Raw genomic sequence first — 12,250 nt, 5'->3', positions numbered from 1 at the left:
GCGATGGCTTTCTCAGTCGCAGAGAACGATACCGACGACGATTTCGCGGAGTCGCACGAGATCAACGTCACGCCGTTCATCGACGTGATGCTGGTGCTGCTGATCATCTTCATGGTGGCGGCGCCGCTCTCGACCGTGGATCTGCCGATCGATCTGCCGACCTCGACCGCGACGCCGACCAAGAAGCCTGACAAGCCGACCTATGTCAGCATCAAACCGGACCTGTCGCTGGCGATCGGGGAAACATTCGTCAAGCGGGTCGATCTGGTGAGCGCGCTCGACGCTATTCCTGACATGAGCAAGGACAAGTACATCTTCGTGCGCGCCGACCGGGCGGTCCCCTACGGCGAACTGATGGATGTCCTGGAGTTCCTGCGCAAGGGCGGTTATTCCAAGGTCAAGCTGGTCGCGTTGGAAGGGGTTCCGGATGCGGCGGCGGCGGCACAGGGCGCGCCGACGACACCGAACCCATGACGAAGGCCTGACGCCGATGTCCGATCTCGAACAGAAGCCGTCCCAAACGCTGTGGGTCTCGGCCGCGGTGATCGCCCTTGTGCTGCACGTCGGCGGGGCGGCGCTTGCCCTGACCAATCTGCAGGAGGAAGAGCCGGAGGATGTCTCCGGTGTGTCGGCAATCGAGGTCGGGGTCGAACTGGCAGCACCCAATCGTGAGGTCACCGATTTGCCGGCGGGTCCGGATGCGGATGCGTCGGTGGCCTCGCCGCAGGTCAACGAACAAAAGGCCGAGGTCAAGGAGACCGATCTGCCGAAGGACACGCCGACCGAGACCGAAGACGCCGATCGGGTGGTGACCGAGAACGACAACAAGAAGCCAACCGAAGAAGAGCAGAAGGTTGCCGCCGTCCAGACCGCGGCATCGCAGGAGTCGGTCGCCGCCGAGGCGACGGCGATGCCGACCGTGGAAGCCGCGCCCGAAGCGCCGCGCTCGGTGGCACCGGTCATCGGCAATGGCAACGCCCTGCGGCACGCACGCGAAACCTGGCAGAAGCGCCTGATGGCGCATCTCGACAAGCACAAGAAGTATCCCACCGACCGTGCGCTTAAGTCGGCCGAAATCTATGTCCGCTTTACGCTCGACCGGCTCGGCCATGTCCTCGACATGGCGATCGAGAAGGGATCGGGCGACGCTGCGTTCGATCAGGCGGCGCTTTCGATGATTAAACGCTCAGATCCAGTTCCGGCACCGCCGCCGCTGGTTGCCGACGAGGGCCTCAGCTTCACGCTCCCGGTGATCTTCCGCGTCAAGGGCAAAGGCTGACGCATTCACGGCTCCGGGAACGCGGACCGTTCCACAAGCCGTGACCGGGGTATGTCGCGGAGAAGGCGGATGGTGTCCATCCGCCGTACATGTCGCGCGAACCAATCAGTTCTTCTTCACCAGCGGGCAGGCGCTCTTGTCGAGCGGCAGGAAGGCATCCTCCGCAGGGATGGTCGCGACCAGCTTGTAATAGTCCCACGGATACTTCGATTCCGAGGGCTTCTTCACCTCGAACAGATAGGCCGGGTGGATCTTGCGGCCATCGGCGCGGATCGAGCCCTTGCCGAACAGGGGATCGTCGGTGGGTAGTTCCTTCATCTTGGCGACCACCATGCGACCATCGTGCGGATTGCCGCCGAGCGCCTCCAGCGCCTTGAAGTAATGGATCAGCGACGCGTAGACGCCGGCCTGCACCATGGTCGGTGGGTTCTTCTTGAATCGTTCCATGAAGCGCTTCGAGAAGGCGCGGGTCTGGTCGTTCATGTCCCAGTAGAAGCTTTCCGTGAAGTTCAGACCCTGCGCGATGTTGAGGCCGAGCGCGTGCACGTCGGTGATGAACATCAGCATGCCCGCAAGCTTCTGACCGCCTGAGACGATACCGAATTCGGCCGCCTGCTTGATCGCGTTGGTGGTGTCGCCGCCGGCATTGGCAAGGCCGATGACCTTCGCCTTCGAACTCTGGGCTTGCAGCAGGAAGGACGAGAAGTCGGCAGTGTTGAGCGGATGCTTGACGCTTCCGAGCACCTTGCCGCCGCTTGCGGCGACGGCCGCACTGGTGTCACGCTCCAGTGCCTGGCCGAACGCATAGTCCGCGGTGATGAAGAACCAGCTTTCGCCGCCGGATTTCACCAGCGCCTTGCCGGTTCCGTTGGCGAGCATATAGGTGTCGTAGGGCCAGTGCACCGTATTAGGCGTGCACTGTGAGCCGGTGAGATCGGAGGAGCCCGAGCCGGAGTTCAGGTTGACGACGTTCTTCTCCTTGGAGAGGTTGGCGATCGCGAGCCCCACGTTGGAGGCCGCGAGGTCCACGAACACGTCGACCTTGTCGACGTCGATCCACTGCTTGCCGATGTTGACGGCGACGTCGGGCTTGTTCTGGTGATCGGCCGAGATCAGGTCGATCTTCCAGCCCTTTGCCAGCAGCCCGGAATCCTCGATCGCCATCTGCGCCGCCACTGTCGAGCCGGGTCCGCCGATATCCTGATAGAGACCGGACTGATCGCCGAGCGCACCGACCTTGACGATCTTGTCCATGGTCTGGGCCAGCGCGCTGCCGGTGATCATCAGACTCGTGGTCACCGCAAGGGCTGCAATGGATCGCTTCATCTTTCCTCCAGTATGATTTTGTTTTTGAGTTCCTCATTATGCCCGGCCGCAATGATGTCGCCTAGGTCGTGCGACCCAATCGAGCACGCGCGATATTCCATGTCGCGGCGAATGAGCCAGGCCGGCGATGGATCGACGCGAAGCGGGAGCGAGCGCGCCCGCGCGCATGAACGCGACCGCCTCGCGGTTGTTTGTTGGAGCGCTGTCGGGTGAGGGTTGTCGAGCGAAGCGGATGCCGGTTCGCGTCGGTGCTAACGCCAATAATAGCGGATCGCGACGTAGACCACGACGAGGCAGCCGAAGATCAGCGCGACCGGCAGCGGACGCTGAGCGTTCGGGCCGGATGCGCTTTGCTTCGGCTTGGCCGGAAGGCGGCGGAAGGCGGTGACGTTTCCGCTGTCGGCGACCGGTTCGCGCGTGCGGGCTGGAACCTCGGGAGCCGCGCCGGCCCCGCCCATCTCGGCATAATAGGTCCGGTACATTAGCTGAATGGTGGCTTCGCTGGCCTTGGCATCGTCCATCTGGTCCAGAAGCTTCTTGTAGGTGACCAGGAAATTCTGCGCTTCCGGCGGCAGGGCGGACGTGCCGTTCAGCTTGGCCATCATCTTCCAGGTTGCAAAGTCGGCACGCGCACGCGTATCGGCACGTCGTGCAATCAGCATATCGGCAGCTTTGATCACCATGGCCTCGAAGCGTTCCTGCCCAAAATCAAACTATGTGTTCCCGGTTATAAGGAGAAGGGCCTGGATTACATATCCGGTCAGTGTTCGCAGTATCGCGGAAATAACATCAAGATTTAGGCCGAGGCGGGCGCCGATCATGGGCAGCAGGATCAGAAGCCCGATCAGGATCAGCATGCCGAACGGCTCCAGCCGCGCCAGCGGGATCGCCAGCGGACGCGGCAGCAGCCCAACCGCGACCCGGCCGCCGTCCAGCGGCGGAATCGGCATCATGTTGAAGATCGCGAGCACAATGTTGATCAGGAACGCGTTTTTCAGATTGTCTGCAGTCCATTGCGCGGCGTTCGCCGGCACGAAAGGCAGCGCGTGAAACGCCAGCGCGGCCGCGATCGCAAGGATGATGTTGGTGATCGGACCTGCCAACGCCACCCACACCATGTCGAGCTTCGGATGGTTGAGCTTGCGGAAGTTCACCGGCACCGGCTTCGCATAACCGAACAGGAACGGCGATTGTGCCATGAGCAGCACGGCCGGCAAGATCAGCGTGCCGAACGGATCGATGTGCTTGAGCGGGTTGAAGGTGACGCGGCCGAGCTGCCAGGCGGTGTTGTCGCCGAGCCGGTGCGCCACGAAGCCGTGCGCGGCCTCGTGGAAGGTGATGGCGATGATGAGCGGAAGCACCCAGACGGAGATGCCATAAAGAGAGATGTTCAAATGCGCTCCGCCTTGGTTCGCGAGGGACCGAACCGTCAGGCTAGCACGAATTTGCCAACGCCTGTGCTGGCCGAGCGGTGGCGGGTTCCCCGGGGTCAGCGCGTATCCGGGGCGACGGCGGCGTCCACCTGCGGCGGGCGCGGCTCGGTGGTGGCGATCCAGATGCCGGCGAAGACGGTCACGATCCCGGCCACCACGTTCCAGCGCAGCGGTTCGCCGAGGAATGCGGCGCCGACGAGCGAGGCAGCGATGGGATTGACCGTGACGGAGATCGCGACGCGGGTCGGGGTTGTCCGTTCCAGCGCGAATGACCAGAGGTAGAAGGTCAGGGCGGCGCCGAAGGCGCCGAGATAGATTGCGCCGAACCATTGCGCTGCGCCGAAATCCGCGACCGGTGCGAAGCTGCCGCGAACCAGCGACGCCGCGACGAGGAACGCGGCGCCGGCTGCCATCGCCAGCGTGGTAAAGACAATCGGGCCGGAGCGGCGGATGAAGGGTTTGGACCAGATGCTGTAGAGCGCCATGCAAAGCGCGGCGGCGACCATCAGAAGGTCACCGCGCCAGGCACCTGCCGGCGCCATCGCAAGCCCGGAGAGCAGGGCGAGCGCAACTCCGAGGATCGTGACCAGGACGCCGGCAGTCTTCCGGGCGCTGAGCGGCTCGCTGCCGAGCGCGGCGCCGACCAGCATCGTGAGCAAGGGCAGCGTGGAGAGCGCCAGCGCGCCGCGCGCCGCCGTGGTGAAGATCAGCGATGCGTTGAACAGGATCGGAAACGCCGCGAAGAACAACAGGCCGAGGGCCGCGACCCCAGGCCAGTCACGCCGCGGCGGCCAGGCCCGGAGCTGTGACAGAGCCAGTGGAAGCAGCAGCAGCATGCCAATGCCGAACCGGAACGAACCGATCGCCAGCGGATCGATGAACCCGACCAGAAAGCGCGTCGCCCCGATCGACGTGCCGCCGAGCGCACTCGACAGCACCGCCGCCAGGACTCCCCAAGCCTCGCCCATTCCGTTCGATCCTTCCGTTTTGCTTGCGCAATCTAGGGCTGGGGCCATAATCATGGAATGGAATATATCTGATGGGATAAATCACAGACTGTTATGAGCACTCCAATTCTCGATCCCGATCTCCTACGCGCTTTTGTCGCGGTGGCGGACCATCGGTCCTTCACCCGCGCAGCCTCGGCGCTGAACCGGACGCAATCAGCCATCAGCATGCAGGTGAAGCGGCTCGAGGAGCGGCTGCAGGCGGAGCTGTTTCACCGCACCACGTCCAATGTCGACCTGAGCGCAGCCGGAGAGGGATTGCTCGGCCACGCAAGGCGCATTCTCAGCCTGAATGATGAGGCCGTCGGCCGGGTGCGCGCGCACAGAATGGATGGGCGCGTTCGCCTCGGGGTGATGGACGACTACGGCTCATTGATCGTCCCGCCGCTGCTTGCGGGCTTTGTCGCCAATTACCCGCTGATCCATGTCGAGATGGAAACCGGCCTGACGTCATCGATGACGGACCGGCTCGGAGATGCTTACGACCTCGTCATCGCCATGCATCCGGAAGGGCGCGGCGAGGGTGAGTTGCTGAGAACCGAGCAGGCGGTGTGGGCCGCGAGCGCAGAGCATCGTGTTGAGCAGCGCGACCCGCTCCCGGTCGCGCTCTATCCGCAGGGTTGCCTGTTCCGGAGCTGGGCGATGCAGGCGCTCGACCAAGCGAACCGGCCGTGGCGGCTCGCCTTCGTCAGCCATAGTCTGTCCGCGGTCGAGGCGATCGCGGCGCAGGGCCTCGCCGTGACCGTGGTGAAGTCGGGCACGTTTCCGCCGACGCTGCGACGGCTGAGCGCACGCGACGGTCTTCCGCCGCTGCCGCGGGCGGAGATCCGGCTGCACCGCGCGCAAAACCTGTCGCGTGCGGCATCACTGTTGGCTGATCATCTCGTCGCCGCGCTTCGGCAGCCGGCGAAGCGAGCGAGTTAGAACAGGTATCTGCCGCGTCGGAACGGCGTCCCCCCTCCCGCTTGCGGGCAGGGCGGAGGCGCGTGCGCAATTTCGGAATATTGGAAATGTATCCCTGATTTGCCCGACGTGTCAAGTTGCCTTGTCGAAGCCGGCAACCGCCAGCTCCTTTGCATGGGGTTGTTTTCGACTTTTTTGGTTGCGCGCGCCTGTGGCGGTCAGGCAATCGCGTCTCGTCATGGCCGGGCTTGTGTCCGATCGACCCAAAATCCGTTCATGTCTAGTAGGTCGCGCGGCCGCCGGAGATGTCGAACACCGCGCCGGTCGAGAAGGCGCAATCCTCGGAAGCGAGCCATGCCACCATCGAGGCGAGTTCCTCAACCAGCACGAAGCGGCCCTTCGGGATCTTCGACAGCATGAAGTCGATATGCGCTTGCGTCATCTGGTCGAAGATTGCCGTCTTCGCCGCGGCCGGCGTCACTGCATTGACCAGGATGTCGTGCTGCGCGAGCTCCTTGCCCAGCGACTTTGTCAGCGCGATCAGTCCGGCCTTCGACGACGAATAGTGCGCGGCATTCGGGTTGCCTTCCTTGCCGGCGATCGAGGCGATGTTGACGATGCGGCCGTATTTCTGGCCGATCATGCTGGGCACGATCGCCTTGCAGCAGATGAAGGGACCCTCGAGATTGATCCGCATCACCCTGCGCCAGTCGTCGAGATCGGTTTCCCATACCGGCTTGTTGGCTCCGGTGATGCCGGCATTGTTGATGAGGATGTCGATCCTGCCGAACGCCTTCAGCGTCGCGTCGCGCGCGGCATCCACGGCGGCGGGATCGGTGACGTCGACCTTGATCGCGATCACGCCGTCGCCGATCGCTTTCGCCGTCTTGTCGGCCAGCGGCTGGTCGAAATCCCAGATCGCGACCTTGGCACCGGATGCGACAAAGCGCTCGGTGATCGCGCGGCCGAATCCCTGCGCGCCCCCGGTGACGACGGCGCAGCGGCCGTTGAGATCGATCTTGTTCATGTAGAAGCCCTTGATCGCGTCGACGTCAGAGCATGAAGCCGCCGTCGACGACCATGTCGACACCGGTGGTGAACGCGGCCTCGTCGCTCGCAAGATAGACCGCCATGGCCGCGATTTCCTCAGCGGTGCCGAGCCGGCCCATCTTCTGGCGCGCGACGAACTTCTCGCGCCCGTCGGGGCCCGCGGCAGCCGCGCGATCGAGCATCGATGGCGTCTCCACGGTGCCGGGGCAAATGCTGTTGCAGCGGATGCCCTGGGTGATGAAATCGAGCGCGACCGCGCGCGTCAGCAGCGAGACCGCCGCCTTCGACGCGCTGTAGACATAGCGGTTGGCGGGCGGCCGCAGTGCGGCGCAGGACGAGATATTGACGATGCTACCGCCTCCGCCCGCCAGCATCGCCGGAAGAAACGCCTTGATGGTCCGATGCATGGACTTGACGTTGAGGTCGAAGGAGAAGTCCCAGTCTTCTTCCGAACAGTCCAGGATGGTCCCATTGTGCACGAAGCCCGCTGCATTGAGCAGGATGTCGATCTTTCCAACGCGCTTGGCGAAGGCATTGACATCGGCGGTGTTGCGAACGTCGAGCCGGACGGCTTCGGCGATGCCCTCTTTGCCCAGGGTGGACACGCCGGTTTCGTTGATATCGGTCGCGATCACCGTGGCGCCTTCACGCGCGAATGCGATGGCGCATGCGCGCCCGATGCCCGCCGCGGCGGCGGTGATCACGGCGCGCTTACCCTTCAGTCGATCAGCCATTTATTTCTCCCGGAATTCGTCTTGGCGTTGGTGTCGTCATTGCGCGCGAAGCGAAGCAATCCACTATCCGCTGCGGGGGCCATGGATTGCTTCGTCGCTGCGCTCCTCGCAATGACGGATTGAGGTATCAGTGGTTGTCGCGTGCCACGCCGACCTTGCCAGCGATGTCGTGGTAGCGGGTCGCGAGCTCGAGGCAGGCGCCGGTCGCGTGCTGGCCGACGGTCTGCCGGTACAGCTCCTGCCACGGCGTCTGGTTCGCCGGATGCGGGAAGCCGCCCTTGGCCTTCAGCTCGGCGCGGCGCGTCCGCAGCTCATCCTCTGAGATCAGGATGTTGGCGCTGCCCTTGTTGAGGTCGATACGGACCTTGTCGCCGGTTTTCAGGATCGCGAGTCCGCCGTCGGCAGCCGCTTCCGGCGAGGCGTTGAGGATCGACGGCGAGCCCGAGGTGCCGGACTGCCGGCCGTCGCCGATGCAGGGCAGGGACAGGATGCCGCGTTTGATCAGCGCCGCCGGCGGCTGCATGTTGACGACCTCCGCGCCGCCGGGATAGCCGATCGGGCCGGTGCCGCGGATGAACAGGATGCAGTGCTCGTCGATGTCGAGCGCGGGGTCTTCGATCCGCTCGTGATAGTCCTCCGGGCCCTCGAACACGATGGCGCGGCCCTCGAAGGCGTTGAGGTTCTTCGGGTTGGAGAGGTAACGCTCGCGGAATTCTGTGGAGATCACGCTGGTCTTCATGATCGCGGAATCAAACAGGTTGCCGCGCAGCACGATGAAGCCGGCGTCCTGCACCAGCGGCTTGTCGTAGCTCCAGATCACGTCGCCGTCCGGAGCCGGCGCATCCTTGCAGTTCTCGCCCATGGTGCGGCCGTTGACGGTGAGGGCGCCTTCATGGATGCGTCTATGCTTCATCAATTCGCGGACCACGGAAGGCACGCCGCCGGCGCGGTGATATTCTTCGCCGAGATAGAAGCCGGCCGGCTGCATGTTCACAAGCAGCGGCACGTCGTGGCCGTATTTCTGCCAGTCGTCGATCGACAGTTCGACGCCGACGTGGCGCGCCAGCGCATTGATGTGGATCGGCGCATTGGTCGAGCCGCCGATCGCGGAGTTGACCACGATGCAGTTCTCGAACGCCTCTCGGGTCAGGAAGTCCGACGGCTTGAGGTCTTCCCAGACCATCTCGACGATGCGTTTTCCGGTTTCATAGGCGATCTGGCCGCGCTCACGGTAGGGCGCCGGAATCGCCGCGCAGCCCGGCAGCGAGAAGCCCAGCGCCTCCGCCAGCGAATTCATCGTCGAGGCGGTGCCCATGGTGTTGCAATGGCCGACCGAGGGGGCGGAGGAGGCGACGATCTCGATAAACTGCTCATAGTTGATCTCGCCCGCCGCCAGCCGCTCGCGCGCCTTCCACACCACCGTGCCGGAGCCGGTGCGCTGGCCTTCGTGCCAGCCGTTCAGCATCGGCCCGCCCGACAGCACGATCGCGGGCAGGTTGACGGTCGCTGCCGCCATCATGCAGGCCGGTGTGGTCTTGTCGCAGCCGGTGGTTAGCACCACGCCGTCGAGCGGATAGCCGAACAGCACCTCGACCAGGCCGAGATAGGCGAGGTTACGGTCGAGCGCTGCGGTCGGGCGCTTGCCGGTTTCCTGGATCGGATGGGTCGGGAACTCCATCGCGATGCCGCCGGCGGCGCGGATGCCCTCGCGCACCCGATGCGCCAGCTCGAGGTGATGCCGGTTGCAGGGCGACAGATCGTTGCCGGTCTGGGCGATGCCGATGATCGGCTTGCCCGACTGCAGTTCCTCACGCGTCAGCCCATAATTGAGGTAGCGCTCGAGATAGAGCGCCGTCATGCCCGGATTGTGTGGGTTGTTGAACCATTCCTGCGAGCGGAGTTTGCGGCCTTTGCCCTTGCTGGACTGGTCTGCGGCGCTGTGCCCGTTGGTGTGGGGTTTTGTCATTGGTTTCTCCCGCAATGCAAACTCGTATCGGCCCGTTCTAAGGGCGCTGATGTCGACGTCGTTTCTACCTTGCGCAAATTGTCGCGCATTACAAACCCGGCGATCGCGAGCAGATGTGATTGCCGGCGGAATTGGACCTTAGTTGAAGAGTTTTGGTTGCGCTATCATTTTGTCATTTTTGCCGATCTGTGACGAATCGTCGTCGGATGGATGTCAGCCGCGGCGCGCTGAGCTTTGCCGCTCCATGATACTGAAGCCGAGATCGACCACTGGCTCGGCAGGCCGGCGCCCGTCCAGCGCCTCGAGCACCATGGTGGCTGCGTTCCTGCCCATTTCGTAGCGGTTGGTGCGTACGCTGCTCAGCGTCGGCACGCTCGAAGCCATGAATTCGAGATCGTTGAAGCCGATGATCGCCATCTGGTCCGGCACCACCATGTGCCGGCGCTTGCATTCGAAGAGTGCGCCGAGCGCGAGGTCGTCGTTCACGCAGAACACCGCATCGATCTCCGGAGCCTTGGCGAGCAGGTCGGCGAACAGCGTGCCGCCCAACGTCACCGAGGTCGGCACCGCCGTGGTGACAATCAGCGTCGGATCGAACAGCGCGGCCTCGTTCATGGCGGATCGATAGCCGTCGAGCCGCCGCTGCACCCGCGGATCCATCCGCGCACCGAGAAAGCCGATCCGGCGGCAGCCCTGGTCGAGCAGGTGGGAGATGGCGGCTTTCGCGGCGTCAAAATGCGAGAATCCGATCATCATGTCGAGCGGCGCGGGACCAGTCTCCATGATCTGGACGATCGGGCAATCGACCGATTCCATGATGGTGCGGGACTCCGCGGTCTGATTGATGCCTGTCACGATCAGGCCGGCGGGCTTCTGTGCCAGGAAGAGACGCAGCAGCCGCTCTTCCTGCAGGATGCTGTAGCGGGTATTGGCGAGCTGGATGCTGTAACGGCTGCCGTCGAGCGCGTCATAGATGCCGCGCAGCACGTCGGCGAACACGTTGTTGGTCAGCGACGGGATCAGGACACCGATCACCTCGGTGCGCTGCGAAGCCAGCGCGCGCGCGGCCAGGTTGGGCACATAGCCGAGTTCTTTTGCCGCACTCTCGACCCGGGCGCGCTTGCCGGCGGAAAGAGCCTCGGGATTCCTGAAGAAGCGCGAAGCGGTGATCGGGCTGACGCCGGCAAGCTTGGCGACTTCGGTAAGCCGGATTTTGCCTGGCGTGATGCGCTTTCGGGCCATTTATCGCTCATATCACAGGCTTTGCCGCGGACAAACCGATATTGACAGCGCTACCAAGGCGTTGCTAATCGAACGATTGCCAAAACCAGACAAACTGCGGACAATAACGTTGGTCCAATCGGGCGTCGTGACAGCGAAGCCGATCGAAAAGCAGAGCGGTCGCGGCATCCGTCGGACGCCGCCGGGAACTTGAGGGAGGGAAGTGGATGTCGTCGGTCCAAATTCGCGACGTGCGGAAATCATTCGGTAATTTTGAAGTCCTGCACGGCGTGACGATTCCGATCGAAGACGGCGAGTTCGTCGTTCTGGTCGGTCCCTCCGGCTGCGGCAAGTCCACCCTGCTGCGCATGCTGGCCGGGCTCGAGAACATCACCTCCGGCACGATCTCGATCGGCGACCGCGTCGTCAACAATGTCCAGCCCAAAGAGCGCGACATCGCGATGGTGTTCCAGAACTACGCGCTCTATCCGCACATGACCGTCGCCGACAATATGGGCTTCTCGCTCAAGCTGCGCGGCGCCAAGCCCGATGAGATCGCAACCGGCGTCAAGCGCGCCGCGGAAATCCTGGCGCTGACGCCGCTGCTCGATCGCTATCCCCGGCAACTGTCCGGCGGCCAGCGCCAGCGCGTCGCCATGGGCCGCGCCATCGTGCGCGATCCGCAGGTGTTCCTGTTCGACGAGCCGCTATCCAACCTCGACGCCAAGCTGCGCGTCGCGATGCGCACCGAGATCAAGGAACTGCATCAGCGTCTGCGCACCACAACCGTCTACGTCACCCACGACCAGATCGAGGCCATGACCATGGCCGACAAGATCGTGGTGATGCATGACGGCATCGTCGAGCAGATGGGCTCGCCGCTCGAGCTCTACGACACGCCGGCGAACCAGTTTGTTGCCGGCTTTATCGGCTCGCCCGCGATGAATTTCCTCAAGGGCAACGTCAAGGTGAACGGCGCCGCCTATTTCGAGGGGCCGAACGGGGTCCAACTGCCGTTGAAAACGGCGCCCGCCAATTCCGACGGCAAGCCCGCGGTCTATGGCGTGCGGCCGGAGCATTTCACCATCGCCGATGACGGCGCGGAGGCTGAGATCGTCGTGGTCGAGCCGACCGGGTCGGAGACGCAGGTGTTCGCCAAGCTCGGCGGTGAGCAGGTGGTCGCGGTGTTCCGCGAGCGGCATCTGTTCAACCCCGGCGACAAGGTTCGGCTCAAGCCGGATCCGGCGCTCGTCCATCTGTTCGACGATGGAACGGGGAAGCGGCTCAATGGCTGACTGACGGACTGATTGCAACGGCTGACCAACAAGCCG

The 12,250-nt window shown here is 63.8% G+C and carries 12 protein-coding genes; 4 read left to right on the top strand and 8 right to left on the bottom strand.

The window, feature by feature from the left end:
* The first annotated feature begins 3 nt into the window (after positions 1-3).
* Both exbD and P6U25_RS21935 read left to right on the top strand, forming a co-directional pair.
* Positions 4-474, top strand: coding sequence for a TonB system transport protein ExbD (gene exbD / locus P6U25_RS21940; protein ID WP_407146857.1), 471 nt, complete (start codon positions 4-6; stop codon positions 472-474).
* A gap of 16 nt (positions 475-490) precedes the next feature.
* Complete coding sequence (locus P6U25_RS21935; RefSeq protein ID WP_407146856.1) at positions 491-1,279, top strand: TonB family protein; 789 nt, start codon at positions 491-493, stop codon at positions 1,277-1,279.
* Between the two features lie 105 nt (positions 1,280-1,384).
* Here P6U25_RS21935 and P6U25_RS21930 read toward each other — a convergent pair whose 3' ends face one another.
* The 4 genes from P6U25_RS21930 to P6U25_RS21915 all read right to left on the bottom strand — a co-directional run bounded on the left by P6U25_RS21930 (position 1,385) and on the right by P6U25_RS21915 (position 5,006).
* Complete coding sequence (locus P6U25_RS21930; protein WP_407146855.1) at positions 1,385-2,605, bottom strand: ABC transporter substrate-binding protein; 1,221 nt, start codon at positions 2,603-2,605, stop codon at positions 1,385-1,387.
* Positions 2,606-2,856: 251 nt separating this feature from the next.
* The gene (locus P6U25_RS21925) at positions 2,857-3,267 is read right to left on the bottom strand and encodes a hypothetical protein (RefSeq protein ID WP_407152575.1); all 411 of its coding nucleotides are present in this window, start codon (positions 3,265-3,267) and stop codon (positions 2,857-2,859) included.
* Between the two features lie 51 nt (positions 3,268-3,318).
* Positions 3,319-3,999 carry a site-2 protease family protein gene (locus P6U25_RS21920; RefSeq protein ID WP_407146854.1) on the bottom strand — a complete coding sequence of 227 codons (681 nt, stop codon included), beginning with the start codon at positions 3,997-3,999 and terminating at the stop codon, positions 3,319-3,321.
* Positions 4,000-4,094: 95 nt separating this feature from the next.
* Complete coding sequence (locus tag P6U25_RS21915; RefSeq protein ID WP_407146853.1) at positions 4,095-5,006, bottom strand: DMT family transporter; 912 nt, start codon at positions 5,004-5,006, stop codon at positions 4,095-4,097.
* Positions 5,007-5,099: 93 nt separating this feature from the next.
* Between P6U25_RS21915 and P6U25_RS21910 the strand changes: the two genes are divergently transcribed.
* Positions 5,100-5,969, top strand: a complete 870-nt coding sequence (locus P6U25_RS21910) for a LysR substrate-binding domain-containing protein (RefSeq protein WP_407146852.1) — start codon at positions 5,100-5,102, stop codon at positions 5,967-5,969.
* 259 nt (positions 5,970-6,228) lie between these two features.
* Here the strand turns inward: P6U25_RS21910 and P6U25_RS21905 are convergent, their stop codons facing one another.
* The 4 genes from P6U25_RS21905 to P6U25_RS21890 form a co-directional block, all read right to left on the bottom strand.
* A complete protein-coding gene (locus P6U25_RS21905; RefSeq protein ID WP_407146851.1) occupies positions 6,229-6,975 on the bottom strand; it encodes an SDR family NAD(P)-dependent oxidoreductase in 747 nt (248 codons plus the stop codon).
* A gap of 25 nt (positions 6,976-7,000) precedes the next feature.
* The gene (locus P6U25_RS21900) at positions 7,001-7,732 is read right to left on the bottom strand and encodes an SDR family oxidoreductase (RefSeq protein ID WP_407146850.1); all 732 of its coding nucleotides are present in this window, start codon (positions 7,730-7,732) and stop codon (positions 7,001-7,003) included.
* 127 nt (positions 7,733-7,859) lie between these two features.
* Positions 7,860-9,698, bottom strand: coding sequence for an IlvD/Edd family dehydratase (locus P6U25_RS21895; protein WP_407146849.1), 1,839 nt, complete (start codon positions 9,696-9,698; stop codon positions 7,860-7,862).
* 213 nt (positions 9,699-9,911) lie between these two features.
* On the bottom strand, positions 9,912-10,940 hold the full coding sequence (locus P6U25_RS21890) for a LacI family DNA-binding transcriptional regulator (RefSeq protein WP_407146848.1): 1,029 nt from the start codon (positions 10,938-10,940) through the stop codon (positions 9,912-9,914).
* 206 nt (positions 10,941-11,146) lie between these two features.
* Between P6U25_RS21890 and P6U25_RS21885 the strand changes: the two genes are divergently transcribed.
* Complete coding sequence (locus P6U25_RS21885) at positions 11,147-12,214, top strand: ABC transporter ATP-binding protein (RefSeq protein WP_407146847.1); 1,068 nt, start codon at positions 11,147-11,149, stop codon at positions 12,212-12,214.
* Positions 12,215-12,250 lie beyond the last annotated feature (36 nt).

The organism is Bradyrhizobium sp. ORS 86, from assembly GCF_045571475.1.
Taxonomy (GTDB): domain Bacteria; phylum Pseudomonadota; class Alphaproteobacteria; order Rhizobiales; family Xanthobacteraceae; genus Bradyrhizobium.
This window is presented reverse-complemented; position numbering and strand designations above follow the sequence as displayed.

What these genes read in the sequence shown, in the direction of transcription:
- P6U25_RS21930 (WP_407146855.1), bottom strand. Translation starts at nt 2,605, where the DNA reads ATGAAGCGATCCATTGCAGCCCTTGCGGTGACCACGAGTCTGATGATC.
- P6U25_RS21895 (WP_407146849.1), bottom strand. Translation starts at nt 9,698, where the DNA reads ATGACAAAACCCCACACCAACGGGCACAGCGCCGCAGACCAGTCCAGC.
- P6U25_RS21935 (WP_407146856.1), top strand. Translation starts at nt 491, where the DNA reads ATGTCCGATCTCGAACAGAAGCCGTCCCAAACGCTGTGGGTCTCGGCC.
- P6U25_RS21890 (WP_407146848.1), bottom strand. Translation starts at nt 10,940, where the DNA reads ATGGCCCGAAAGCGCATCACGCCAGGCAAAATCCGGCTTACCGAAGTC.
- P6U25_RS21900 (WP_407146850.1), bottom strand. Translation starts at nt 7,732, where the DNA reads ATGGCTGATCGACTGAAGGGTAAGCGCGCCGTGATCACCGCCGCCGCG.
- P6U25_RS21910 (WP_407146852.1), top strand. Translation starts at nt 5,100, where the DNA reads ATGAGCACTCCAATTCTCGATCCCGATCTCCTACGCGCTTTTGTCGCG.
- exbD (WP_407146857.1), top strand. Translation starts at nt 4, where the DNA reads ATGGCTTTCTCAGTCGCAGAGAACGATACCGACGACGATTTCGCGGAG.
- P6U25_RS21885 (WP_407146847.1), top strand. Translation starts at nt 11,147, where the DNA reads ATGTCGTCGGTCCAAATTCGCGACGTGCGGAAATCATTCGGTAATTTT.
- P6U25_RS21905 (WP_407146851.1), bottom strand. Translation starts at nt 6,975, where the DNA reads ATGAACAAGATCGATCTCAACGGCCGCTGCGCCGTCGTCACCGGGGGC.
- P6U25_RS21925 (WP_407152575.1), bottom strand. Translation starts at nt 3,267, where the DNA reads ATGCTGATTGCACGACGTGCCGATACGCGTGCGCGTGCCGACTTTGCA.
- P6U25_RS21915 (WP_407146853.1), bottom strand. Translation starts at nt 5,006, where the DNA reads ATGGGCGAGGCTTGGGGAGTCCTGGCGGCGGTGCTGTCGAGTGCGCTC.